Source organism: Thermosynechococcus sp. PKX95, from assembly GCF_031583295.1.
In the GTDB taxonomy this organism is placed as follows: domain Bacteria; phylum Cyanobacteriota; class Cyanobacteriia; order Thermosynechococcales; family Thermosynechococcaceae; genus Thermosynechococcus.
Window position 1 is genome coordinate 1,577,973 of record NZ_CP134171.1, and the last position, 25,867, is coordinate 1,603,839.

Here is a 25,867-nt window from a genome sequence, read left to right on the forward strand (position 1 = left end):
TCTCCTACACTGGGATCCTAGGGCGAGGTTTGACAAAGGAGAAAACAGTGCGTGTCGTCCTCATGGCCGGGGGAAGTGGTACTCGGTTGCGTCCCCTCACCTGTGATCTACCTAAGCCAATGGTGCCGGTGGTCAATCGTCCCATTGCTGAGCATATTCTCAATCTCCTACGCCGCCATAGCCTTGATGATGTGGTCATGACATTGCACTATCTCCCCGATGTCGTGCGCGACTATTTTGGCGATGGGAATGAGTTTGGGGTGCACCTGAGCTATGTCGTTGAGGAAGAGCAGCCCCTTGGCACAGCAGGTTCAGTCAAAAACATTGCCAATTTGCTAACGGATCCTTTTTTGGTGGTCAGTGGCGATAGCATTACCGATATCGATTTAACCGATGCCCTCCGTTTTCACCAGCAGCACGGTGCTCCCGTAACCCTGATCCTTGCCCGTGTACCTCAACCGAAGGAGTTTGGCATTGTCTTTACTGATAGCGATGGTCGCGTGCGGCGGTTTCTCGAGAAGCCCTCAGCGGGGGAAGTCTTTACAGATACGGTGAATACAGGCATCTACATCCTCAGCCCTGCTGTCATGGACTATCTCAATAGCGGCATCGAGCGGGATTTTTCGCGGGATTTATTCCCGTTGCTATTGCAGGCGGATGTGCCGATGTATGGTTATATCACCGATGCCTACTGGTGCGATGTCGGTAGTCTGCAAACCTATCAACAGGTGCAACAGGATGCCCTCTATGGCCGCGTGCACTTGGAAATTCAGGGGCACGAAGTTCAGCCGCAAATTTGGGTAGGGCACAACACCACATTGCCGCAAACAGTTCAGCTACAGGCGCCGCTAGTCTTGGGCAATAACTGCCGCTTTGGTGCGGGGGTCACCCTTGGGGCAGGGACGATCTTGGGAGATAACGTGATTGTTGGTAATGGCAGTCGGTTGCGCTCAGTGGTGGCTTGGAGTGGCTGTTTTATTGGGGATGACAGTGAATTAGAGCACTGCATTTTGGCTCGCCATGTCCATGTCGATCGCCATGTGAGGGTGCACGAAGGGGTAATTATTGGCAGTCGCTGTGTGGTCGGGGAGGAAGCTAGCCTCAGTCAGGGGGTGCGGCTTTGGCCGGGCAAACGCATTGAAGCGGGTGCAATTGTCAATGAAAGCCTGATCTGGGGCACAACGGGGCAACGCTATCTCTTTGGCCAGCGGGGGGTAGCCGGTGTGGCCAATGTGGACATTACACCGGAGTTTGCTGTGCGGCTGGCGGCCGCCTATGCTTCAATCCTTGAGCCCGGAACTAGTGTGCTGGTGTCGCGAGATCAGCGCAATGTGTCGCGGATGGTGTCCCATGCTCTGATGTCGGGTTTGATGTCGGTGGGGATTCATGTCCTCAATTTGGAGGCGATCGCCCTACCGATTGCCCGCTTTGCTGCCCAAACCCTTTCAGTCAGCGGCGGAATTCATGTGCGTGCCCATCCCGATCGCGCCGATCAACTCTTGATTGAGTTTTTTGACCATAAGGGCATCAACCTGAGCAAAACCAAAGAGCGGCAAATTGAAACCGCCTACTTCCGCGAAGATATTCGCCGCGCCCTACTTACGGATGTCGGTGTCATGACCCATCCCAACAACTGCGTGGCCGCCTATGCCCAGGGCTTTGAAAAGTGGCTAAATACCCAACTGTTTTATGGTAGCCCCGCCAAAATTGTCATTGACTATGCCTATGCCGTTTCTGGGGTTGTCTTGCCACAAATCCTCAGTAAGTTTGGCTGTGATGCCGTTGTTCTCAATGCCACCCTGCACCCAACCCCCCTCAATATTCTCGAGCGACAGCGACTCCTGCGGGAACTGGGACAGGTGGTGACAGCGCTATCTGCCAGTTTGGGGGTGCAAGTCTCCGCCAATGGTGAACGGTTGACCTTAGTGGACAATGCCGGTCAGGTGTTCAGTGATCAAGAACTCACAGCGTTGATGACCTACTTGATCCTCTTGACCCATCCGGGGGGCACTGTCGTGGTGCCGGTCACAACTTCTAGTGCGGTGGAGGCGATCGCCCACCAACAGGGCGGACAAGTGATTCGCAGTCGCACCAACCCCACTGATCTCATGGAAGCCTGCCAACACCACAGCGGTGTGGTTCTCGGCGGTTCTGCGGAAACGGGATTTATTTTCCCACAACTGCATCCGGGATTTGATGCCATGTTTACGATCGCCACCCTGATCGAACTGCTGGCACTGATTGGCAAACCCCTCACCGTCATGCGCCAAGAACTGCCCCGCGTCCACTACTATCATCGCCCGATTCGCTGTCCTTGGATTGCCAAAGGGTCATTGATGCGCCACTTGGTGGAAACCCATCCCCGCAATCACTTAAGTCTCATTGATGGCGTCAAAATTGGTGAACCCAATACTGACCACTGGGTACTGATTCTGCCCGATGCCAGTGAGCCATTGGTACACCTCTACGTCAATAGTCCCGATGCCACTTGGAGTGAGCAGATGTTGCAACGCTATAGCCGCCGCATTGAAGAGTTTGCTCGTTTGGAACCCCTCTCAGATGCCACAATAAAGATGTAACCAAAATCCCGTAGAATCAGGGAAAATTTTTCGTACATTAGGCGCAATGGTGGTGTTGAAAACCGAGAAAACCGAAGGGGACTTTACTGATAAATTGCGGGGCATTGCCCGTTGGTGGTCAGAATTCAAGATTCAAACCCGCCTCATGGCCACAGCAACCCTCGTGGTCTCGATCATCATGAGTGGTTTCACCTTTTGGGCGGTGAATACCATTCAAACCAATGCCCACCTCAATGACACCCGCTATGGCCGCGATTTGGGGTTGCTCTTAGCTGCCGATGTGGCTCCCCTCGTGGCCAAGGGGGATACCGCCGCTGTTGCCGAATTTTCCCGTAAGTTCTACGAGCGCAGTGCCAGTATTCGCTACATCCTTTATGCCGATCCCGATGGGGAAATTTACTATGGCCTCCCCTACTCTGCCCCCCAAGTGGAAAGTGCGCTGACCCTGCGCCGCCGTATTCAACTGCCGGACACCTACCGTGCCAGCCAAGAACCCCTTGTGCGCCAACACCAAACCCCCGACGGCCTTGTGGCCGATGTCTTTGTGCCATTGATATTTAATGATGAAAATCTAGGAGTTGTGGCTTTGGGCATTAATCCCAACCAAACGCTTATTGCCTCTGCCAATCTCACGCGGGATCTCACGATCGCCGTCTTTGTCTCCCTCTGGATCATGGTGATCTTGGGCGGAGTGTTCAATGCCCTCACCATTACCCAACCCATCAAAGAGTTGGTACAGGGGGTGAAAAACATTGCCGCAGGAAATTTTAAGCAACGCATTAACCTGCCCTTTGGTGGTGAACTGGGGGAGTTGATTGCTAGCTTTAATGACATGGCAGAGCGGCTTGCTTCCTACGAAGCGCAAAACATTGAAGAACTGCAAGCGGAAAAAGCCAAGCTGGATACCTTGGTTTCCACCATTGCCGATGGGGCAATCCTGTTGGACACTGACATGCGGATTATTTTGGTCAACCCCACGGCTCAACGTCTCTTTAATTGGGAGGGGATGAATGTCATTGGTCAAAATGCCCTGAACTGTTTTCCGGCGCCGGTGTGTGAAAAACTCACCTGTCCTCTCTACAAAGCCTCCAAGGGCGAATCGGAAGGGGGAGAATTTCGCGTCACGCTCCAAGAACCCAGCTCGCGATCGGTACGCATTTTGCTGACAACGGTTATGGATGTGCAACGGGAAAAACCCAAGGGCATTGCGATTACGATTCAGGACATCACCCGCGAGGTGGAACTCAACGAAGCCAAAGCGCAATTGATTAGCAATGTTTCCCACGAATTGCGCACACCTCTATTCAATATCAAATCGATCATCGAAACCATTCAAGAGTACGGCAGCAGTCTTAGTGAAAAAGAGCAGCAGGAGTTTCTGGAAACCGCGAATCACGAGACCGATCGCCTGACCCGCCTTGTGAATGATTTCCTCGATATTTCTCGCCTCGAATCGGGTCGCCCCTATCAATTTGGCTCGGTACAGATGGCGCAGGTGATTGATCAGATCATGCGCACCTACCAACTCAATGCTGCCAATAAGTCCATTACCCTCACTGCCGAAGTGGAAAATCCCTTGCCACCGGTTTGGGGCAACTACGATCTGCTCATTGGTGCCCTCACTAACTTGGTGGGGAATGCTTTGAAGTTTACCCCCGAAAATGGACGGGTAACCATTCGTGCCTATGTCTGGCATCCCCCCAGCGATCCAGAGCAGGAACGGGTGCGCATTGAAGTCGCCGACACGGGTATGGGCATTGCCCCAGAGGATCAACCCCGCGTCTTTGAACGGTTTTTCCGCGTTGAGAATCGCGTGCATACCCTAGAGGGGACAGGGCTGGGGTTGGCCATTGTCCAAGATATTATCCACAAGCACAATACACAAATTCATTTAATTAGTGAATTGGGGGTCGGCAGTACCTTTTGGTTTGATTTGGCCATTGATGAATCCGCCCTCGTTAATAACCCTGATGGCACTGCTGAAACGGCACTTCCCCCCGCTTGAACAAGTTGATAGAGGAAGGGGGCGATCGCCCCACCTTGCCAACAACCACAAATGATCCGCTAAAATCTGAAGGCAAGAATCAATAACTCCTCACGCCAATGGTTCCTTGGGCTTGACCCTCAGGAAAAGAGACAAATTTTTGTATTGATTTTGCTGCCCTATCTAAAACCAAATAACTAAGCATTGGGGTTGAGGACGTGAAAACAAACTTATTTGCACCCGTTGCCCTTCTCTCTGTTCTCGGCAGTACGGGAGCGGTGTTACCTGCTTTAGCGATTCCAGTTATCACCCCCACCCAACAGGATATTCAGCCCCCCCTACCGGAACCACCCCCTCTACCCTCCCCTTCGCCACCCGCTCTTGAACCGCCCCCTTCACCCCCTAGCCCAGCCACCGAGTCAGAAAATGTTTTAATACCTGTACAAAAAATTGTTGTTGAAGGGAGTACTATCTTTGGGCCTGCGGAATTTGATCCGATTATTAAGCCCCTGGAAGGGCGTCAGGTGACGCTGGCGGAGCTACAAGGCGCTGCCGATGCGATTACAAAACTCTATCTTGAGGGGGGCTATTTGACCTCTCGCGCCGTTTTAGGCGAGCAGGTGGCACGGGATGGGGTAATCACGATTCAAGTGCTTGAAGGCCGCCTAGAGGACATTCCTATTGAAGGGAATAAAGGAATTATCCAACGCTATATTCGCAGTCGTATTGCCCTCGGTGCCGGCGTGCCCCTCAACTCCAATCGTCTGGAAGAGCAGTTGCGCCTGCTGCGAACGGATCCTCTCTTTGCCAATCTTTCTGCCAGTCTGCGACCCGGCACGACGCCCCAGGACAGTATTTTGGTGGTACGGGTGGTACCTGCCCGCTGGTTTAATGCTGCTTTTGGTTTGGATAACAATACGCCGCCAGCGATCGCCCCGGATCGGGCCACGGCCTTTTTGGGATACAACAACCTCAGTGGTCGCGGCGATAGCGTCTACGGTTCCTACGCCATCGGTAATAACCTAGGCACGTTTGACTGGGGAGCGTCCAACACTGTGGAGTTTGGCTACAGTCTGCCCCTCAATGCCATGAATGGCACACTCACCATTCGCACCGTACAAGCAGACAGCGAAATTACCCGCCCCCCCGCCCTTGCTGGCTTGAATATTCGCAGTGAGTCTTCTATTTACGAAGCCAGTTTTCGCCAACCGGTGATTCGCAATATCCGTGAGGAACTAGCCTTTGGCATTGGCTTCCTGATGCAGTCGGCACAGACTTTTGTTTTGGGAGTGCCAACCCCCATTTCCATTGGTTCTGATTCATCGGGCTATAGTGCCACCCGAGTGCTGGAAGTGAGCCAAGAATATATCCGCCGTGATCCCCAAGGGGCATGGGTCTTTCGTTCGCAGTTCAACTTTGGCCTGCCGATCTTTGGCGCCACCGAAAACCCCAGTCCAACCCCTGATGGTACTTTCTTTAGCTGGCTGGGACAGGGACAGCGGCTGCAACGCCTCTGGGCAGATAACTTCTTGATTTTGCGTACGGATGTGCAACTGAGTCCCAATAGCCTGCTCCCCTTTCACCAATTTGTCATTGGTGGCCCCCTGTCGGTGCGGGGTTACTCAACCAATGCCCTCTCTGGGGATAATGGCCTGCGGTTCTCTGGGGAAGCCCGTTTTCCCGTACTGCGCACTGCCAATCGTCGCCCAATTATTTCCATTGGGCCCCTGTTTGATCTGGGGGTGGTCTGGAACAATAGCCGTAATCCTGCGGGTGCAGTGCCTAACAATGTGATTGCCGGTTTAGGCATGGGACTCTTGGTGCAACCAACGCCCAACTTAGACATTCAGTTCCAGTACGCGGCACCATTGATTGATCTGCCCGGTCAAACCCGCAGTTTGCAGTCCGATGGCATTTACTTTACGTTGACGGTGCGTCCCTAGGGCGTATCGAGGGCTGTGCGGAGTGACTGACAAAACTCGGCGACAGCGGCAACTCCCTGCTCTGGTTCTGCCAGCCGTTTGACAAAGGCACTGCCGACAATGGCAGCATCGGCGCCCCAATCGCGCACTTGACGGGCATGCTCTGGACTGGCAATGCCAAACCCGACACCAATGGGCTTGGGGGTAATTTGCCGCAGTGTGCCCAATAGTTCCTGAACGCGACTGGCCATTTTTTGGCGCATCCCTGTGACGCCCGTGGTGCTGACAAGGTAGATAAAACCTTGGGAGGCGGTGGCGATCGCCTGCATCCGTTCGGGCGATGTGGTGGGCGCAATCAGTAGTGTCAATTCCAAGCCTAGATGCGCTGTTTCTGCAAGAACGGGTTCTGCTTCCTCAAGGGGCAAATCCGGAATCACTAAGCCCTTGATCCCGGCTTGGGCAACGGCTTTCAGAAATGAAGAGACCCCTCGATGGTAGATGGGATTGTAGTAGGTAAATAAAATGAGTGGTGCCCTCAGTTGGCAGTGTAAGTCCGTTGTCATTTCTAAGACTGCTTCGAGGCGAGTTCCCCGTTGCAGGGCGCGGGTAGCGGCTGCCTGAATCACGGGACCATCGGCCAAGGGATCGGAATAGGGCATTCCCAGTTCAATCAGATCTGCACCATGGGCATCTAAGGCCTTGAGGGCAGCAACCGTCGTTTCTAAATCAGGGTCACCGGCGGTCAAAAAGGGAATCAGGGCACAGCGTTGGCGGGCACGACATTGCTCAAAGCGTTCAGAAATTGTAGGCACAGTCACAGGCAGTCGCTCTCAAAGATGCATAATAATTGTGCCAGATTAGATACTGTTCCTATAGTGGCCGATGCCAGTGAGGGTCATCTAAGCGTGAGTTGGTGGCGTTTTCTCCCCTTTGGCGATCGCCTGCGGCGCAGCGAAGCGGTTGGCGACCTGCAGCAGTGGACACTGGAAGCGCGATTGCTCCATTGGTTGACCCTTGTCTGGATTGCCCTTGGTTTAGTCGTCCTCTTTTCCGCTAGTTTTCCCGTCGGTTTGGCCGAAACAGGGGATGGGCTGTACTACTTTACGCGCCAGTTGCTGTGGCTTGCCCTTGGCTGGGCAGGGTTTCAATTGTTTCTACGACTACCCCTGCGGCGATCGCTCCAGATGGCCATTCCAGGGTTCTTTTTGTTTCTGCTGCTGATCTGGGCAACACGCCTACCGGGGGTCGGGACAACGGTGATGGGCGCCACCCGCTGGATTAGTCTTGGTCCTTTTCAACTCCAGCCCTCGGAGATGATGAAGCCTTTTTTAGTCCTGCAAGCCGCTTGGGTGTTTAGTTCGTGGCGGCGGCTGCATCTCAAGGCACGCTGTTTTTGGTTAACGGCCTTTGCCGTGACGCTGCTAGGAATTTTAATTCAACCCAACCTCAGTACCACCGCCCTCTGCGGCATGACATTGTGGCTCATTGCCTTGGGTGCAGGTTTACCCTTGGCGCCCCTGCTGTTAACAGCCATGAGTGGCTTGGGCTTGGCAGTCCTCAGCATCAGCATTAACGAGTATCAACGGCGGCGGGTGATGTCCTTCCTCAACCCTTGGGCGGATGCGATGGGGGATGGCTACCAACTGGTGCAGAGTCTCTTGGCGGTTGCTTCGGGGGGCGTTTTGGGCACGGGCTATGGCTTTTCACAGCAAAAGCTCTCGTATTTGCCCATCCAGCACACGGATTTTATTTTTGCGGTCTATGCCGAGGAAATGGGGCTATTGGGGTGCCTCTTGCTCCTAGGACTGCTGGCGGCCTACGGTTGGCTGGGAATGCGGGTGGTGAATCAGGCGCGGGATCCCCTGATCCAGCTCATTGCCTTGGGGGCAACGGTGATCATACTCCTACAGGCCTTGATTAATATAGGTGTCGCCATTGGTATCCTACCGACAACAGGATTACCCTTTCCCCTCTTTAGCTATGGCGGTAGCTCAATTATGGCCAGTATGGCGATCGCTGGCCTGTTGATTCGCTGTGCCCGTGAAGGACAGCAGGCAGAGGTGATTGCCTTCCCCGCTGCCACAAACACTCGCGCCAAAACGTCTAGAACCCACCGCCGCCGGGCTGCTCCCGTAGTTCCCCTGCGTCCTGAAGGGATCAATCGCTATTCTTCCCGCAAACCCTAGGCTGACACTTCCCGGCCATCTGAGCGCCACACGGCAATCACGGCAGGCCGAGGCACGACCACTTCTTCTCCATAGGGCCAGCGTGTTGACAGATCAGCCGTGGATTTTGCCCCTTCCCCCGGATGCTGGATCGCGCAGAAAAAGGTGCGGTAGTCACTACTAAACTCTGGCCCACAAATTTCACAGCCGGGCACGCCAGAGAGGAACATCTTCAGTTCGCGGCGCTGTGGATTGAGGACATAAACGCCGTCATTTTTGCCAAGGCGGCTTGATCCTGGGTTCCCGTCGGTGGCAATCCAGACATTGCCGGCGCGATCGAAGGTCAAGTTATCCGGTGCTGAGATTGGCGGTACCTCTGCGTTGGTGGGTTCACCATACAGCACTAACTGGCGGTTCTTCTCTGGGGCGGAGGGATCTCCACAAAGCAAAGGTAAACGCCACTGAAACTGCAAGGCGGTTGGGTTATTGCCCTGCTCAATCATTTCAATCACATGCCCCATCACATTTTCAGGACGCGGGTTGGCGCCATCCGTGGCCTTAGCCTTCCGTTTCTCGTTGTAGGTCAGCGCCAGCCAAACACTTTTGGTGACCGGATTCCACTCAAAGTCCTCGGGTCGATCCATTTTTGTTGCCCCTAGGGCATCGGCGGCGGCGCGGGTGTAAATAAAACACAGGGCAGGATCCTGTTGGAAGGCTGTGGGCAGATTGGGGTTGGGGCTAATTGTACTGCCCTCAACGCGGGCGATCGCTCGCCATTCACCCGTTAGATCGTCATTAAAGCGAGCAACGTACAGTTCCCCTTCATCCAACAGATTCAAATTGGCGGCGCGATCGTTGGCTTGGTACTTGCCCTTGGTAATGAATTTGTAGGCATACTCAAAGCGTTCATCATCACCCATATACACCACAACTCGACCATCGGGGGCAATCACCGTTGTCGCCGCCTCATGGCGAAACCGTCCTAGGGCTGTGCGTTTAATGGGGGCGCGATCCGGAGAAAGAGGATCCACTTCCACAACCCAGCCAAAGCGAAAGGCCTCTTGGGGTTCCTTCGCGATGTTGAAGCGATCTTCATAGAGATAAAAGCCATAGCGATCGGCTCGCTCATTGGGAATGTCATAGCGCTTATGTAGCTCCTTCACCATGCCCGTCAGGTTGCTATCACTGCCGCCAAAATAGCTATGGAAGTTTTCCTCGCAGGTGAGTACCGTGCCCCAAGGGGTTTTGCCCGCTGCGCAGTTATTGAGGGTGCCATTCACCCGTGTCCCCGTGGGATCCGCAGCCGTCTTCAAAAGGGCATGGCCTTTGGCAGGGCCAGAAATTTCGCAGGGCGTTGAACCTGTGATTCGGCGGTTGTAGGGCGAGGCTTTCACATATTGCCAGCCACCATTGGCGTTTTTGGCAATCTCGACAATGGAGAGGCCATGGGCTTCCCGCTGGAGTGCGGCTTGCCATTGATTGGGGCGATCGCCCACCGTTTGAAACATGAGTTCGGGATTGGTGTATTCATGATTCACAACGAGCAAATGCTTGCCATCGGGTGTGGTCTGATAGCCAACAAAATCACAGTTGTAGCCAAAGCACTGCTGCTGCCGCTGGACATCAGCTGCGGTGACTGTTTGGTGAATGCGATTCCAATTCAAGTTTTCACCACCATCGAGGGCATCGCCCCAGCGAATCACGACGCCATGCTCAAAGCCCTCAGGCAGCGTAATTTTATCGTCGGTGTTGGGGTAAATCGTTGGAAAGCCTAAAGCCGGTGCAGTGGCACACCCTTTGGTCAGGGTTGCAAGGGTTAAACCCGCCGCGCCAAAAAGAGCAGTTTTTAGTACGGTGCGTCGGCTTAGGACACGGGGTAACAGATCACCAAAATATTCAGCCATGAAGCGTATCTCGTTCCAAATTCATCCACTGTGGGCAGCCAGTTTATAACTTAGGGAAGTTGGGTTAGGGTTTGCCTAAGAAATGGGGGAAAAGTGGTTAAGACCAGCTACAGAGCAGCGGCCAGCAATTTTTGCGTGTAGGGATGTTGCGGCTGGGCAAACAATTGGGCGGTGGGCGCCAGTTCAACAATCTTGCCAGCGTACATGACGGCAATGCGATCGCAAAAATAGCGGGCGACCCCCAGATCGTGGGTGATAAAGAGATACGTGAGTTGGAATTGTTCTTTTAACTGCTGCATCAGTGCCAGCACCTGGCGTTGAATATGGGCATCGAGCATGCTCACCGGCTCATCACAGACCACCAGTTGGGGATGGGTAATCAGGGCACGGGCGATCGCCACCCGTTGGCGTTGTCCCCCCGATAGGGCATAGGGATAGCGATGAACATAGGCTTCAGGGGGGGTCAATTCCACCTGTGCCAGCATCTCGCGTACCCGTTCTTGGGCAGCCTCTTTGGCCATCAGCCGATGAATTAGCAGTGGCTCCAGCAAGTTTTGCTCCACGGTCATTTTGGGATTAAGGCAGGCATGGGGGTCTTGGAAAATCATTTGCAGATCGCGGCGGACTGGGCGCAGTTGTGCCGCGGGTAATTGAGTTAAATTGCGCCCCAAAAAGACCACTTCACCGGCGTTGGCGGGAATCAGTTGCAGAATCAAGCGCGAGAGCGTACTTTTACCACAGCCAGATTCGCCCACAAGGCCAAGGGTTTCTCCCCGGCGCAACGTCAGATCGATGCCATCTACCGCTCGAATCGTGGTTTGCGGTTGTAGCCATCCCCCCAAGCGGTAGTGCCGCTGTAAATTGTGAACCCGCAGCAGTTCTGGGGCAGTGTCCAAGGGTGGGGTTTCTTTAGCGGTGAGTTGGGTGGCCGCAAGTAGGGACTGGGTATAGGGGTGTTGGGGCTGTTGCAGCACTTGACGAGCCGCTCCCCGTTCAACAATCTTGCCTTGGTGCATGACCGCAAGGCGATCGCAATACTTGGCCATCAATGCCAGATCGTGGGAAATCAGCAGCAGTCCTCGCTGCTCCTCTTGGCACAGGCGCGTGAGTTCATCGAGAATTTCCGCCGCGACAGTCACATCTAGCGCCGTTGTTGGTTCATCGGCAATGATCAGGGGTGGGTTCAAGAGCAACGCAAGGGCGATCGCCACCCGTTGACGCATCCCGCCACTCAACTCATGGGGATACTGATGCAGGCGATTGGCCGAAATTTTCACCCGATCCAACACCTCAACAATGCGCTGCCGCCGTTGGGAGCGACTCCAAGCAGAGCAATGACTCCGCAATAGCTCATCGCAGTGGTCATAGACGCTCATGAGGGGATTGAGGCGCGTCATCGGATCTTGAAAGACCAAACCAATTTGCTCGCCCCGCAGTCGCCGCAATTGGGAAGTGGTCAGCCCCAAAAGGGATTGCCCCTGAAGGGCGATCTCCCCAGCAACCTGTGACCCAGTCGGCAATAATTGCAAAATGGCCTTACCAATCGTGGATTTGCCACAACCTGACTCCCCCACTAAGCCAAACCGCTCCCCAGCGGCCACACAAAAAGAAACACCATCCACCACGAATGTTGCAGCAGATGATGTCTCCGTTGTAGGGTAGGCGACCCGCAGTTCCCTGAGTTCTAAAAGAGTCGCCATGGGCTGGTCGATCCTAGGCAGGTTCGATGCGGGCGTAAAAGACCCCTTGAATTTTCACTTCGTGAGGTTCGTGGGCACCCATATCATCATCGGAGAGTTGCTCACTTTCAAAGGTGCCAGCAATTTCACCCGTGCGGCCATCCACTTTCGCCACATTCAGAGAAATTTCACCCTTGGTCAAGGAGAAGCGTTTGACGTTGGCACGAGCCAGCTCTTCTTCTTTACCTTGGGGAATGGCGATCGCCGAATCATAACCAGAGGCCAAGCCCCGTCCTTTGGGATCGAGGAAGTTGGCAGTGCGGTAGGAAGGAACGGTGAATTCCCCTTTGAAATCCGTTGAAGTGGTGATGCTAGTAATGTTGGGCTGAGTGCTCGCCACCAAGTTTTTCACTGTAAACAGCAGTGGGATACGCTCGCCACCGGGCATTTGCACGGTCACTGGTTGGAAATCAATCCCATCCTCTTCTATGAACGTGAGGCTGCCATCGCTGTTGACCTTGAGTTCCCCTTGAATTTGATCCAGGCTCGTGGTTTCGCGGGTCACCAGTTTTGTGGGGACAAATTCGGCCTCTTGGCGTTTGTTCTTAGGCTCTTCCTTGACCAAAAATGTCGTGGGCTGTAAGCACAGTTGGGCAATGCGATAGGTTTGGGAGCTATCAATGGGGTAGGCACCGCGTGCCGTATCATCAAGCGTGGGGCACTTGTTGGCCAGACCAGTGCCGACAATATCGTCATAGGTTAAAGTCTGTTTTGCGGCAAAGGCGGGGGCGCTCAAGGAAAAAATCCCTAAACATACCGCCAGCAGCGTCGCCATTAAAATGCGATATTTCATGGTTAACCTCAGAAGTCAAAGCATCTCAAAGCAGTCAGAGTGTGGGAGATACCCCTGCGTAAGAGTCCAGTGAAGGCAGCCATGCAACTACCTTATCAATCCATGATTATACGGAGCTTTGCGATCGCCTCAGAAAGGAAATTTTCGCAGATATTTTAATTTCACAAGAGCAAAAACAATGACCGACCTCTCTCCGACTGGAGCGGCAAAGTAAACTATAAAAAAGCAGGATCGGGAGTGAGTTCATGGATGACAGCGAGTTGTTTGCTGTTTTTGTTGCCGATGTTGTCAATGGGGCTGAGAGCCTTGCCTCAAATCCCAACTATCGCATTGAATCGGTTTTAGGGACTTGGCAACTGGTGGACAACAAAGCGGGCGTCATTGCCACGGGCAAAAGTGAGAATGGTCAACCGCAGATCATGGTCAAGCGCTACTGCGATGCGTGGGAATCTTTGCGACAAGCATTGACCCATGGATCATTCTTCCCTGATCTCGCTCAAAATAAGGCACAACTGGTGCCCTTTACCCGTGCCGCCATTCCCGAAGGCTATCAACTCTATGATTGTGCTGCCAGTGAGATGTGGCGCAGTTGGCGACGGGGCGCAGTTAATTATGTCCATATCTATACCGCGAATCAGTGGCGATCGGTGGGGGAAATTTCCTGTAGTGGCGGTGTGGTCTTTATTCCCGTTCCCGATCTCGATAAAGAGATTCAGATTACCAGTTCGTCATTGATGTCTTGGTTAGGCGTTCCTAATGCTTAGAACCCTAAAAAGGCTTAAGAAACTATGGATTAGGGGAGAGCGATCGCCCCAATGGATCAAACAGAACCTAAAGACTCTAGAGATAATAGACGTATAACCATAGCGACCTAGCAACACAATGCTTCCCTGTTTGCGACCTCGCCAGCCGATTTCCCCTTGAGGCAACTATGTCAGAACCGCACCGCGATACCAACATTGGCCAAATTCTGATGAATCGGTACCAGCTGACGGAGCTGATTGGCAAAGGCTCAATGGGACGGGTGTATCGGGCAGAGGACATTCTCCTTGGCGGCGTTCCGGTTGCCGTTAAATTCCTGTCGCAAACCCTGCTCAACGATCGCATGAAAACCCGCTTTGCCCAAGAAGCGCGCGCGGGTGCTCTCCTCGGTCAGAAAAGTATGCACGTGGTGCGGGTGCTCGACTACGGCATGAACAACGAGGAAATTCCCTTCTACGTCATGGAATTTTTGGAAGGCGAAAACCTCAGTGATTTGCTCCTAGAAGAACCCCTGCCCTTAAGCCGATTTCTGCGAATTGCACGCCATATGTGCCTTGGTCTGCAGGTAGCCCATGAGGGAATTATCATCGAAGGCCAAAAATGCCCCATTATTCACCGTGACATTAAACCTAGCAACGTCCTTGTGATTCAGGATGGCACGATGGGGGAACTTGCGAAGCTATTGGATTTTGGGATTGCCAAATTTTTGGGGGATGTCTCTGAAAAAAGGCAAACCTCGTCGTTTATGGGCACTTTGGCCTACTGTTCCCCAGAGCAAATTGAAGGGCGAGAGTTGGATCACCGCTCGGATATCTACAGTCTTGGCATCACCATGTATGAGCTACTCACCGGCAAGATGCCCATTCAGGCGGACACCCACTCCATTGGCAGTTGGTTTAAGGCACACCACTTCCAAAAGCCAGTGCCCTTCAATGTGGCCAGTCCAGGGTTGTATCTTCCTCCTGTCCTTGAGGAACTGATCATGGCCTGCATGGCCAAGTCCCCCAGCGATCGCCCCCAAAACGTCGGTGAAATTATCAAGGTCTTAACAGCCCTTGAGGAACAGTTTGGGAGTAGTCGAGTCACCCAGCCGGGGGTAGAGGTCGCTGCAAAAGTCTCTCAACCCTCAGAACGCCAGTCTCAACCGCCTGTTGCCCTTGCAACGGTTGAAGAAGTCTGCTGGCAAAGTGTTTGGCCTGCCGATAAACCCGTAGCGGAAATTGTCTTTCCGATGCCTTTGTATGCACAGCGGGAATCAGCCGCCTCGCTGTGGGTGATGCTGCCTCGCCCAGAAATTGATCGGCGCATGCTCAATATTCGCTACAACCAGTTTCTCTTTACCACCAGTCCCCACCCGATGATCCTCTGGATTACTGCCATCTACGATCCCAAGCAAGGGCCCCGCTGGTTGCCCTGTTATTTGGATATGAAACTGCCACGCAACCAAGAACTCTGCGTTTTGCTCTCGGAGACCGGCTACTATCCGCTGCTCTTTTTCTCCCTTGAGGATCCGCAACACTGCATCAATGTCCGCATGTTTACGATCGCTACCTTCCAGCGGCAACTGCTACGGGATTGGCTGCAAACCAGTAAAAGCTTGCCCAGTTCTGCCCCAGCGATTGTGAGCCGTAATCTCCTCAAAGCAGAGTTTGAAAACTACAAGCCGCAAATCCTCGCCAAGCTGGAGAACGTGAAGATGGCCACAGTCATTGATTAGGGATATTGCGATCGCCCTCTAGGACAGCAATAGAGAAAAATATATTAAGAGATGTTGCGGAATTAGTAAAGAATTGTTACAGTGAGGGTACAGGGTTCGATCAGGAGTCAAAACCATGGAAGATACCAAAACCATCAAAGCTGAAGATCGCAACGCATGGGTCTTTGGATTCACCCCCCAAGCTGAAATTTGGAACGGTCGCCTCGCCATGATCGGCTTTGTGGCGGCGCTACTCACAGAACTGATCACCAAACAAGGCGTGCTTCACTTCTGGGGTCTCCTCTAGACCTTAACTCTCTCCCAATTTTCAGCGGTCAAAGTGTCATTTTGAGGTCAGTAATGGCCTCTTTTTTTTGGCCAATTCAGCGGTACTACAAGGCAAACACAGCGCCTTTCACAAAGAGAGCACACCTTCAAAACCGTGAAAGCGACTAGCAGAGAGGATTGTACTCCCTCTATCCATCCCAATAGGTCAGGACTGTAGCGGGAAATGCCGCTGTCAAAGTACCTGTTAAATAATCCGCAATTGAGTATGAATAAATCGAATAAATCTAGGAGTGATTCACACGAGGAATCCCCAGACTGTAGTTGCGCACACGACTGTTGAGGTTGTAGCCAATTTCCCCCTGCATCAGCAAAGAGCGAATAAAATGCTCCAAGTCCGAGCCAATGCGCCGCAGATTATATTCCGTCAAGTCCTCGCCAGCGGCATTTGCCACCAACTCCTGAAATTTGGCTTCCACCTTCGCTAGGGCGGCGTCGTTCCACTCCAACTCGTTATCGGGATCCACATTCAGCGTCAGCGTTTCTGTATCAGGATGAACTTCCCCATCAACCACATGGCCGGCATAGATGTGAACGTGGCGTGTTGTAGACTTCAGTAGCATGGCTAACCAATGACGAGTGAACCGTAGTTCGTAAACGCTTATACTATACCAAGAATCCTTGCGCGGAAAGTTTCGAAAAACTCATGCCTTAACCCAAGAATCCGTAATAGAACTAGGCTGGATTCTAGGCTGATTTTGGCTAGCGATCGCTAAAAGCTGAACATAAAAGGGGCAATTGCCCCCTCTATCCATCCAGATTTTTAGCTACCTCACAAAATTTCCCAGCCGCCTATGTGGTAACGGGCTTCCTCCTAACGTGCCTGTCGTTGCTCCCAGCGTCGCCGGCCACCCGCCCAGGGGGGAGGTCCACCATGGGGACGAATGTTAATCACCTCGCCATTGGCGCGGGTAATGCGAAAGGCGTCAAAGTCATAATCATCATATTTGCCGACAACTGTAACGGTTTCGCCGGGCTGGAGATTGATTTGGTGAAACCAACGGGGACCGGCATCCACAATGACTTGACCCGTGCCATCGTCGAGAATGAAATGATTGCCAACCGCACTGCGTACGGTGCCGCGAATGGTAATGCCATAGACATTGCCTAAATTACGAATCGGAGTTACCGACTGGGCAACACTTTGAGCCATCGGTGGCATCAAAACGCCCGTAGTACCTACAAAAAGAGACATACCCAAAGCCCATAAATACTTCCTAACCATCTTCTGTGTCCTCAATGCTTCAATCCCTAGATTAAGGAAAAAAAATGACAGAACTATGTCAACGTCCGTCAACGTCCGCTTGGGGGTAAGGTAATGGTCACCGTTGTTCCCTCCCCCACGCGACTGTGAATTTGCAGCTGTCCTTGATGAGCATCAACAATTTGTTTGACGATCGCTAGCCCCAAACCAAAGCCCTGCGGTTGTTTCTGACCTTGATGAATGCGATAAAAGCGATCGCAGACATGGGGCAGCGCGGCTTCTGGAATGCCGATCCCCGTATCCACAACAGCAATTTGAACCTCGCGCTCCGTTGACTGAGTTGCCAATTTCACCTTGCCACCTTGGGGGGTATAGGCGCAGGCATTCCTCAAAAGATTTGCAATTGCTTGCTTGAGCAGCAAAAAGTCACCCTTTACCATGATGGGCAATTCAGGGAGTTGAACCACAAATGTAATCCCTTGGTCATCCATGGGCTGCTGCCACTCTTCAGCTAATTCCTTAATCAGCGCATGGGCATTAAACGATTGGCAATTGGCCAACTGACCTTCATGGCGAGCCAAAAACAGCAGATCGCTGACTAAATTGGCCATTTGTTTTGCAATCTGGCAGATGTTGTTTAAGTTTTGCTGCACAGTTGTAAAGGATTCACTGTCATCTTGCAGCTCTTCTTCTAAGATCATTAGAGCCAGTTGACTATTACTTAAAATTGCTGATAAAGGTGCCCTTAGCTCATGGGAAGCATTGGCTGTAAATCGTTGAAGCTGATGACAAACAACAGATAGTTTTTCATTATTTTCCCTAAGGGAATTTTCGCGCGATTCTAGTTCTGCAACCAGCTGATAAAACAAGCGAACAGAGAGTAAGCTAGCAATACCACCAATCACGGCAGCAGCAATTATAATTGACCATGCCAATTCTCGATACTCAATTTGGTGCCCCCGGCGATCGCCCAACAGCACCTCCTCATTTTTATAAAATTCGTAAATGCTTTGCCGTGCTCTTTCCATTAAAATCCGACTTTTATTCCAATCAATATTCTGCTCTTGGTTGGATTTACTGACTAAATGAGTCATAGATGCAAAATTTTCTGAATACACATAACGATCAAAAATCTGAATGTTTTGCTGAAGGGTTTCCTCGATTGAGTCTAAAGCCTTAAGTTGCTCAGGATTATCCTGTACCAGCTCTCTAATTTTTTCCAATGATGGAACAATGCGAGATTTTGCCGCAATGTAAGGTTGCAGAAAGCGGTGACTGCCTGTCAGGCTATAGCCACGCACACCCGTTTCCAAGTCCAGCAGTAAGTTAAGTAGTTTTTGCGTTTCTAGTCGTACTTTTTGCGTATGCAACACCCATTCATCATCTTCAATTAGGTTTAGCTTCAACCATATAAATGACGCGACAATAATGAACAGAAAGATAATCGGCATGGCAATAATTAAGCCAGCACGATAGCGAATTGATCCAACTACTTTCCTAAGAAACATTTTGCTGGGGATTCAAGGAATAACCACTACCATAGTGGGTTTTGAGCCAATGCTCTACACCCAGTTGCTTCAATTGCTCCCGCAGCCGTTTCACTCGCACAGCAACCGCATTACTCTCAGGGGATTTATCCCATTCCCAGAGTTGACTTTCAATTTGCTGGCAGCTGAGAACTTGGCGTGGATGGCGCATCAGGTAGCTGAGCAACTGAAAATCTCGACTTTTAAGCTGAATTTCCACACCTTGATAGCTCAACTTCCGAGTCTCTAGGTGGAGAGTTAATCCCTCAAGGGTTAGTTCATCCCCCTGCCAGAGGGGCGATCGCCGCCGCAGGGCGCGGATGCGTGCCAATAATTCCAATAGATCCACGGGCTTAATGAGATAATCATCGGCACCCACATCTAAGCCAGTGACTTTATCCGCCGTCGTGTCCTTTGCGGTAAGAAAGACAATTGGCGCAGTTTTTTGCTGCTGGCGGTAATAGCGACACAGCTGTGTGCCTTCACCATCGGGTAAAAGCCAATCTAAAATGAGCAATTCATAATCCACCTCATGGATTAACCAGTAGGCTGTTTTCAAATCGGGTGCAGTATCAACGGTGTAGCCCTGCCGCTGCAGTGCTAGGCAAATGGGCTGTCGCTGCTGGGGGTCATCTTCGACAAAGAGAATGCGCATGATCGAGTGACCGCTGCTATAAAAAACGATGATAAACCGACTGAAATCCAACCTAGTTTAGACAGAAAGAAATAGGATTCGGTTCAGGCCAGAGGCAGGTTGAGCAAAAGGGGAAGGCATGCTTAACTGAGTTAAAGAGTTTTGAGCCTTTGCTTCTATGCCTTTGATAGCGCTACTGTTTGAACCCTTTTTTGCCAATGCGGCAGCAGAATCAGTGAACTTGGCGGAAGCAGCACCTTTAATTTTGGCCGCTGTTTTACTGAGTCTGGTGGTGATTTACTTGGCGAGCAAAATGGGCGGTGAAATTTGTGCCCGCATTAACTTTCCACCGGTGTTGGGTGAGCTGGTGGGCGGTGTGGTGGTTGGTATTTCGGTCTTGCACCTGTTGGTCTTTTCCGAAGGGGGAACCACTGAGCCCTCTGTGCTGACGGCGTTTATTCAGCAGACCACCGGTATGGATGACCCGCTGGCTACGGTGGTTGCCAATACTGCCAGTGAGGTCATTGCCGTCCTCTCAGAAATTGGTGTCATGATCCTGCTCTTTGAGATTGGCTTGGAGTCCGATCTAGAGGGTTTGCTGAGGGTGGGGCCGCAGGCAGCTATCGTTGCTGTGGGCGGGGTGGTGGTTCCCTTTACAGCAGGAACCCTTGGCCTCGTGACGCTGTTTCATGTGGACTTGGTACCGGCCATCTTTGCAGGGGCGGCTCTGACGGCAACCAGTATTGGCATCACAGCCAAAGTCCTTGCCGAAATTCAACGTCTTACTTCTCCGGAAGGTCAAATCATCATTGGGGCAGCCGTTCTCGATGATATTCTCGGCATTATTGTGCTGGCAGTGGTGGCCAGTCTAGCCAAAACGGGCACGGTCGAGATTAGCAATGTGATCTACTTGATCATTAGCTCTGTAGTCTTTTTGGTGGGGTCTGTTGTCGTGGGGCGGCTGCTGAGTCCCTTCTTTTTGGGAATGGTCGATCGCCTGACAACGCGCGGCAACTTACTGATTCCCTCTCTTATCTTTGCCTTTGTCCTTGGTTATGTGGCAGTGATGCTGCAATTGGAAGCGATTCTCGGTGCTTTTACCGCTGGCTTAGTCTTGGGGGAAACGGAAAAACGACGTGAGCTAGAGGAGCAGATTTTGCCCATTGCCGATATGCTAGTGCCAGTTTTCTTTGTCTGTGTTGGCGCACGCACCGATATTAGCGTTCTCAATCCCCTAGAACCGGCCAATCGTGCGGGTCTGATCATTGCCTCGTTCCTTGTATTGGTGGCCATTCTTGGTAAGGTGGTAACAGGGGCAACGGTCTTTGGCCAGCCGGGAATTAACCGTTGGGCCATTGGCATTGGTATGGTGCCTCGCGGTGAAGTGGGTTTGATTTTTGCGGCTGTGGGGTCGGCCAGCGGTGTGCTCTCGAAGGCTCTAGATGCCGGTATTATCGTCATGGTGATTGTGACCACGTTCGTTGCGCCACCCCTGTTGCGCTTGGTCTTCAAGCCAGAGGTAGAAGACTCAGAGGCGTTACCCAGCTCAGAAGTTGCAGTGGAGTCTCCCCCAGAAGGATAGCAATGGAACCGATTACGGTCATTGGTGGTGGTCTAGCGGGTACAGAAGCGGCTTGGCAAATTGTTCGAGCGGGTGTGCCGGTGGTGCTGTATGAAATGCGCCCCCATGTGCCTAGTCCAGCTCACCATACGGCGGAGTTGGCAGAGTTGGTGTGCAGTAATTCCTTTGGTGCCAAGGCCAGCGATCGCGCCACGGGGTTATTGCACCATGAACTGCGTGCCCTCGGGTCGTTGATTATTGCCACTGCCGATCGCCATCAAGTGCCTGCCGGCGGTGCTCTAGCGGTGGATCGTGCCCAGTTTAGTGGTGAGTTGACTGAAACCCTCGAACGGCATCCCCTTGTGACATTGCGGCGCGAAGAACTCCCCCATTTGCCAGAGACCGGGATTGTCGTGCTAGCCACCGGGCCGCTTACCAGTGAGGCGCTGAGTGCGGATCTCCAACGCTTTACCGGACTGGACTACCTCAGCTTTTTCGATGCTGCCAGCCCAATTGTGGTTGGGGAGTCCATTAACCGTGAGGTGGCCTTTTTGGCCTCCCGCTACGACCGCGGGGAAGCAGCCTATCTCAACTGTCCCTTCACTGCTGAGGAATATCAGCGCTTTTGGCAGGCTCTCTGTGAAGCTGAACAGGCACCCTTGAAGGACTTTGAGCGTGAGAATGCTCAATTTTTTGAGGCTTGCTTACCCGTAGAGGAGTTGGCGCGGCGGGGGGTGGATACGCTGCGCTTTGGACCTTTGAAACCCGTGGGCTTGCGAGATCCGCGTACGGGAGAGCGTCCCTATGCGGTGGCACAACTGCGCCAAGAGGATCGCCATGGTCAACTGTGGAACTTGGTGGGCTTTCAAACCAATTTGCGCTGGGGGGAGCAACAGCGGGTGTTTCGGATGATTCCGGGCTTAGAGCAGGCGGAGTTTGTGCGCATGGGGGTGATGCACCGCAATACCTTCTTAAATGCGCCGAAGTTGTTGAGTGCCAGTCTCCAGTTTCGCGATCGCCCCACCCTCTTGGCGGCGGGTCAAATTACCGGTACCGAAGGGTATACAGCAGCAGCGGCGGGGGGCTGGTTAGCAGGAACGAACGCGGCTCGCTTGGCACAAGGACTCCCACCCTTGGTATTGCCGCCAACCACGATGGCCGGTGCCCTCTTCCACTACATCAGTACGGCGGAGAGCAAAACCTTCCAGCCCATGCCCCCCAACTTTGGTATTCTGCCACCCCTAGAGCAAAACGTTCGGCAAAAGGCCTTGCGCTATGCCGCTTATCGCGATCGCGCCCTCAAAGATTTAAGCATTTGGGCAACAGCGATGTCGCTGCCCCTACAGCCTCTAGAGTTAGACAGGTGCGATCCTGCTGTCGTTGAAGCTGGAGCCTAAGGTAGTCTGGGGGTAGCGTTGGCAGGCGATCGGGCCACTCTATGGCAACAATTCCGAGATCAATTTCTTCCCCAAGCCAATAACGTTCCGGTGCCAACTCCGCCACTTCAGCAGGGGTAAGGCGATAGAGATCAAAGTGATAGAGGGGCACACGCCCTTCGGGGTATTCCTGAATCAGCGTGAAAGTGGGGCTTTGGATGACATCCGCAATGCCCAATCCCTCCCCCAAGGCTTGCACAAACGTGGTTTTCCCTGCCCCTAGATCCCCCGCTAACAAGAGCACTGTCCCCGGCGGCAGCCATGTCCCCCACTGGCGCCCCAAGGCTTGCAGATCCGCCAAGCTGAGGTTGAGGTTCGTCATCTAGGCGCGCACTGCTTCTAGGAGTCGCGAAAAGTAAAAGCGGGTTTTGGTCATGGCATTGCGTTCAATCCGCCAACCCAAGTCTCGCAAAATCCCCACAATAAATTCCTCACTGTGGAGATAGGCACGGGTGGCCTTGCTGGAGCCGGGGAAGAATTCACCAATTTTTTTCAGCAGCGTATATTTTGGTGTTTTGGGGGCAAAGCTGAGGATCAGTCGCTCCATCGCCAAGGAACTCAAGTGGGCTAGCATCCCTGCCATTTGGCTGTCGGGATAGTGGATGAGGACATCAAGGCAGATGACGGTATGGTATTGTCCCCGCAGGACTTCAAGATCACTGACACTGAGGATGAGTTCATGGTGGCCATTCAATTGAGCAGCGGCGCGATCGCGGGCTTCGGCCACCATCTTCTCGGAAATGTCACTGGCATAGACCCGTGCCCCCAATTCTGCAAGGGGAATGCTCAGACTACCAACCCCACAGCCCGCATCACAAATGAGTTTACCCTTGAGGGAGCCATCAGCCTTGAGCCATGCTAGTACCGTATCAATGGTCTGTTGGTGTCCCATGCGGATATCCGCTTGCACCTTGCTGACCTGATCCGTGCCATAGATGCGCCGCCAGCGATCGAAGCCGGTCGTGTTGAAATAATTTTGAACAATTGCTTTCTCGTCAGCCGTAAATTGTGCCATAGCCCTTAGAATCAATCGTCATTGCCCCATTTATTGTGGCATAGCCGCCTACCGCTGAGAGGTGGTTGGCAGTGCCAATCGGGTACTCACTAGCCCCAAAATTACCCCAATGATGATCAGGAACACCCCCAAGCCCAGCGACCATTCAAGGGAAACATTGCTGGCAAGGGCGCGAAAACTGGCCTGTTGGGTTAACCACTGCTGAAGCTGTTGACTACTGCCCCAGCCAACTATCCACGCCAGTAAACCACCGCCGCCACCTAGACTAGCGGCTTGAATAAATAGGGGGGTATAAATCCAAGTTTGGGTGGCGCCCACCAATGTCATGATCTCAATTTCAGGTTGGCGCACAAGGATAATCAACCGTAAAATGGCGCTCACTAAGGCAACTACCGTTAAACTCAGGAGCAGCACCAAAATGAACGTGACTGCCCGCACTACCCGCTGCACACTTTGCAGACCCGTTAGGGCACGCTCAAGATACTGCACCGACTCAATGCCTTCCTTTTGGGCAATTTGGCTGGCTAGGGGAGCCACCTGTTCGAGGCTTTGGGCGCGGATCTTGATTTCATCGCTGAGGGGATTGGTGTCAAAGAGGGCTAAGCCACCCTGTTCACTTTTGAGGCCTAAATCAGCTTGCAATTGTGCCCAAGCGCGATCGCGATCAATCCAAGTGAAGTCGGCTACCCCCGGTAATGCCGCCAACTGCTCCTTAAGGCTGGCCACTTTGGCTGCGGGAAGTTCAGGCGACACATAGGCCGTAATTTCTAGCCGATTGCCCAAGGACTCGACACTAGCGCCAAGGAGGTGCGACACTTGCCAGCCCCAACCAAAAATAAAGAGCGTCACGGCCACAGCAATAACGGCTGCGCCATTGAGCCAACCACCGCGCCAGAGACTGCGGCGCACTTCTGGAAGCAAAAAGTCAAGGGTGGGTAAGGGACTCAAGTTTGCCATGGTGCAAATGGAGAATCCGATGGGGGACTAAGCGAGTCAAGGCTAAGTCATGGGTGGTAAAGAGAACCGTTAGCCCATGTTGATGGAGGCGATGGAGCAGAGCAAGAATTTGCTGGCTGGTTTGCGGATCCAGATTGCCCGTGGGTTCATCCGCCAGCAATAGCTCAGGCCCACCAACGATCGCCCGAGCAATGCTCACCCGCTGCTGCTCTCCCCCCGATAGAGATTGGGGATTGGCATTGGCTTTGTGGCTCAGGCCCACCAGTTTGAGCACCGTTTGTACCCGCTGCTGAATTTCTGCTTTGGGAATACCGCGCACCAGCAGCGCAAAAGCCACATTGTCTGCCACGGAGCGATCGCCCAGCAGCTTAAAGTCTTGAAAGATTACCCCCAAGCGCCGCCGCAACTGTGCCATCCGTCGATCCTGTTGGGGATTGACTTCCTCACCAAAGAGGCGAACTATGCCCTGATCTGGGCGAACTTGGCCACAGAGGAGTTTTAAGAGGGTAGATTTACCCGACCCCGAAGCACCCGTGAGAAAATAAAACTCTCCCCGTCGCAGTTGTAAATTGACGCGATGTAAGCAGGGCAAAGTGCCACCAAAGGACTTCGTGACTTGCCACAGTTCTGCAACGATTACCCCCTCAGAGGTGGGTTCGCAGGGGGGTACCACTGGGGTCACTGCTGTCATCGGGACGAGAAACGCTGTCGCCCATACAAACGACTTAGAAGCGCCTTCCATGCAAATTGGGGCAAAGCCAACATCCGCCGCCAGCGCCACGGTTCCTGATACAGACGGTAGAGCCATTCTAGATGGAGTTTTTGCATTAGCTTGGGTGCTCGCTTTTTAACCCCTGCCCACACATCAAAACTACCGCCCACGCCAACCCAAATCGCTTCTGGACAAATGTGACGATGGCGATCAATCCAATATTCCTGACGGGGAACTCCCAAAGCCACAAAAATAATGTGGGGTTGTGTCTCCTTTAGCGTTTCAATGAGAGCAACCTCTGTATCGGCATCGTGGTAGCCTGACTGCACACCAATAATGTTCAGGTTGGGCAACTCTCGATGCCAGCGCTCAGCCACTTTTTCTGCCACCCCCGGCGCTGCCCCATAGAAGAAGACCCGCTTGGGCTGGGGCGCCTCATTGGCAAGTCGCAGGAGGTCTTCGGCAAATTCAATCCCCGGCAGACGGCGCACCGAGAGGCCATGCAACTTGAGGTAGAGAATGACCCCCGATCCATCGGGAATCACCAAATCAGCACGGTGTAAAACATCAGCAAACTCTGGTGTTCGCTCCGCCAGCATCACCATCTCTGAATTGAGCGTGATCACGTGCTGACCATGGCCATCCCGCTGTTGCATTAGCAGCCACTCAGGAGCGTTGTCCACCAAATGAAGGGGAAATCCGAAAACTGAGACTTTTGCGGGAATGGTGGGCATCACAAGGGGGTAACCCATAGGGAAATTGAGCACAAGAAACACCGAGTATCTTACAGCCCTTTTCACAGCAAGTGAACACTCTGCGCAAAACAGCGTGATGGGCAGGAGAACGCTTCAGTAGTGGATCCCCGTCGTCTGGAAAAGGGCTATATCGGATATACAAGGTCATCCCACGGGATATGCCTTGTTGAAAACCACA

Annotated in this window: 22 protein-coding genes; 9 read left to right on the forward strand and 13 right to left on the reverse strand. The window is 52.9% G+C overall.

Annotated features, from left to right (window positions below):
• Positions 1-47 precede the first annotated feature (47 nt).
• The 3 genes from RHH81_RS07700 to RHH81_RS07710 all read left to right on the forward strand — a co-directional run bounded on the left by RHH81_RS07700 (position 48) and on the right by RHH81_RS07710 (position 6,506).
• A complete protein-coding gene (locus RHH81_RS07700; protein WP_310742851.1) occupies positions 48-2,579 on the forward strand; it encodes a mannose-1-phosphate guanyltransferase in 2,532 nt (843 codons plus the stop codon).
• 46 nt (positions 2,580-2,625) lie between these two features.
• Positions 2,626-4,584 carry a two-component system sensor histidine kinase NblS gene (nblS, locus tag RHH81_RS07705; protein ID WP_310742852.1) on the forward strand — a complete coding sequence of 653 codons (1,959 nt, stop codon included), beginning with the start codon at positions 2,626-2,628 and terminating at the stop codon, positions 4,582-4,584.
• 197 nt (positions 4,585-4,781) lie between these two features.
• Entirely contained in the window at positions 4,782-6,506 is a 1,725-nt protein-coding gene (locus tag RHH81_RS07710; RefSeq protein ID WP_310742853.1) for a ShlB/FhaC/HecB family hemolysin secretion/activation protein, read from the forward strand.
• On the opposite strand, the gene trpA is transcribed toward RHH81_RS07710, so the two are convergent.
• A complete protein-coding gene (gene trpA / locus RHH81_RS07715; protein WP_315863373.1) occupies positions 6,503-7,297 on the reverse strand; it encodes a tryptophan synthase subunit alpha in 795 nt (264 codons plus the stop codon). The two genes, RHH81_RS07710 and trpA, sit on opposite strands and share 4 nt — an antisense overlap.
• Before the next feature lie 93 nt (positions 7,298-7,390).
• Here trpA and RHH81_RS07720 point away from each other — a divergent pair, with 93 nt between their 5' ends.
• A complete protein-coding gene (locus RHH81_RS07720; protein WP_310742855.1) occupies positions 7,391-8,671 on the forward strand; it encodes a putative peptidoglycan glycosyltransferase FtsW in 1,281 nt (426 codons plus the stop codon).
• On the opposite strand, the gene RHH81_RS07725 is transcribed toward RHH81_RS07720, so the two are convergent.
• The 3 genes from RHH81_RS07725 to RHH81_RS07735 form a co-directional block, all read right to left on the reverse strand.
• Positions 8,668-10,554 (reverse strand): PhoX family phosphatase, encoded by a 1,887-nt coding sequence (locus RHH81_RS07725; RefSeq protein WP_310742856.1) that lies wholly within the window; start codon positions 10,552-10,554, stop codon positions 8,668-8,670. The genes RHH81_RS07720 and RHH81_RS07725 overlap by 4 nt on opposite strands.
• A 107-nt stretch (positions 10,555-10,661) precedes the next feature.
• Complete coding sequence (locus RHH81_RS07730) at positions 10,662-12,254, reverse strand: ABC transporter ATP-binding protein (RefSeq protein WP_310742857.1); 1,593 nt, start codon at positions 12,252-12,254, stop codon at positions 10,662-10,664.
• A gap of 13 nt (positions 12,255-12,267) precedes the next feature.
• Complete coding sequence (locus tag RHH81_RS07735; protein WP_206199681.1) at positions 12,268-13,086, reverse strand: photosystem II manganese-stabilizing polypeptide; 819 nt, start codon at positions 13,084-13,086, stop codon at positions 12,268-12,270.
• A gap of 245 nt (positions 13,087-13,331) precedes the next feature.
• Here RHH81_RS07735 and RHH81_RS07740 point away from each other — a divergent pair, with 245 nt between their 5' ends.
• From RHH81_RS07740 to RHH81_RS07750, 3 genes are all read left to right on the forward strand, one after another.
• Positions 13,332-13,850, forward strand: coding sequence for a hypothetical protein (locus RHH81_RS07740; RefSeq protein WP_302676232.1), 519 nt, complete (start codon positions 13,332-13,334; stop codon positions 13,848-13,850).
• Positions 13,851-14,017: 167 nt separating this feature from the next.
• The gene (locus RHH81_RS07745) at positions 14,018-15,565 is read left to right on the forward strand and encodes a serine/threonine-protein kinase (RefSeq protein ID WP_206199683.1); all 1,548 of its coding nucleotides are present in this window, start codon (positions 14,018-14,020) and stop codon (positions 15,563-15,565) included.
• A 115-nt stretch (positions 15,566-15,680) separates the two neighbouring features.
• The gene (locus tag RHH81_RS07750; protein ID WP_011056299.1) at positions 15,681-15,851 is read left to right on the forward strand and encodes a chlorophyll a/b-binding protein; all 171 of its coding nucleotides are present in this window, start codon (positions 15,681-15,683) and stop codon (positions 15,849-15,851) included.
• 265 nt (positions 15,852-16,116) lie between these two features.
• Here RHH81_RS07750 and ndhM read toward each other — a convergent pair whose 3' ends face one another.
• From ndhM to RHH81_RS07770, 4 genes are all read right to left on the reverse strand, one after another.
• Entirely contained in the window at positions 16,117-16,452 is a 336-nt protein-coding gene (gene ndhM / locus RHH81_RS07755; RefSeq protein ID WP_206199685.1) for a photosynthetic/respiratory NAD(P)H-quinone oxidoreductase subunit M, read from the reverse strand.
• 251 nt (positions 16,453-16,703) lie between these two features.
• Positions 16,704-17,042 (reverse strand): DNA-binding protein, encoded by a 339-nt coding sequence (locus tag RHH81_RS07760; protein WP_315863022.1) that lies wholly within the window; start codon positions 17,040-17,042, stop codon positions 16,704-16,706.
• 140 nt (positions 17,043-17,182) lie between these two features.
• On the reverse strand, positions 17,183-18,544 hold the full coding sequence (locus RHH81_RS07765; RefSeq protein ID WP_310742858.1) for a CHASE3 domain-containing protein: 1,362 nt from the start codon (positions 18,542-18,544) through the stop codon (positions 17,183-17,185).
• 46 nt (positions 18,545-18,590) lie between these two features.
• Positions 18,591-19,274 carry a response regulator transcription factor gene (locus tag RHH81_RS07770; protein WP_206199688.1) on the reverse strand — a complete coding sequence of 228 codons (684 nt, stop codon included), beginning with the start codon at positions 19,272-19,274 and terminating at the stop codon, positions 18,591-18,593.
• A gap of 157 nt (positions 19,275-19,431) precedes the next feature.
• Here RHH81_RS07770 and RHH81_RS07775 point away from each other — a divergent pair, with 157 nt between their 5' ends.
• Positions 19,432-20,835 carry a cation:proton antiporter gene (locus RHH81_RS07775; protein WP_310742859.1) on the forward strand — a complete coding sequence of 468 codons (1,404 nt, stop codon included), beginning with the start codon at positions 19,432-19,434 and terminating at the stop codon, positions 20,833-20,835.
• Between the two features lie 2 nt (positions 20,836-20,837).
• The gene (gene trmFO, locus RHH81_RS07780; protein ID WP_310742860.1) at positions 20,838-22,211 is read left to right on the forward strand and encodes an FADH(2)-oxidizing methylenetetrahydrofolate--tRNA-(uracil(54)-C(5))-methyltransferase TrmFO; all 1,374 of its coding nucleotides are present in this window, start codon (positions 20,838-20,840) and stop codon (positions 22,209-22,211) included.
• On the opposite strand, the gene tsaE is transcribed toward trmFO, so the two are convergent.
• From tsaE to RHH81_RS07805, 5 genes are read right to left on the reverse strand one after another with little or no spacing between them, the layout of a single operon-like run.
• Positions 22,114-22,572 carry a tRNA (adenosine(37)-N6)-threonylcarbamoyltransferase complex ATPase subunit type 1 TsaE gene (tsaE, locus tag RHH81_RS07785; protein ID WP_206199691.1) on the reverse strand — a complete coding sequence of 153 codons (459 nt, stop codon included), beginning with the start codon at positions 22,570-22,572 and terminating at the stop codon, positions 22,114-22,116. The two genes, trmFO and tsaE, sit on opposite strands and share 98 nt — an antisense overlap.
• Complete coding sequence (gene bchM, locus RHH81_RS07790) at positions 22,573-23,265, reverse strand: magnesium protoporphyrin IX methyltransferase (RefSeq protein WP_206199692.1); 693 nt, start codon at positions 23,263-23,265, stop codon at positions 22,573-22,575.
• 48 nt (positions 23,266-23,313) lie between these two features.
• On the reverse strand, positions 23,314-24,222 hold the full coding sequence (locus RHH81_RS07795; protein ID WP_206199693.1) for an ABC transporter permease: 909 nt from the start codon (positions 24,220-24,222) through the stop codon (positions 23,314-23,316).
• Positions 24,191-24,913 carry a cell division ATP-binding protein FtsE gene (gene ftsE, locus RHH81_RS07800; RefSeq protein WP_225901530.1) on the reverse strand — a complete coding sequence of 241 codons (723 nt, stop codon included), beginning with the start codon at positions 24,911-24,913 and terminating at the stop codon, positions 24,191-24,193. Before ftsE ends, RHH81_RS07795 begins: the two co-directional genes overlap by 32 nt.
• Positions 24,910-25,686, reverse strand: coding sequence for a WecB/TagA/CpsF family glycosyltransferase (locus RHH81_RS07805; RefSeq protein WP_206199694.1), 777 nt, complete (start codon positions 25,684-25,686; stop codon positions 24,910-24,912). Before RHH81_RS07805 ends, ftsE begins: the two co-directional genes overlap by 4 nt.
• Positions 25,687-25,867: the final 181 nt, after the last annotated feature.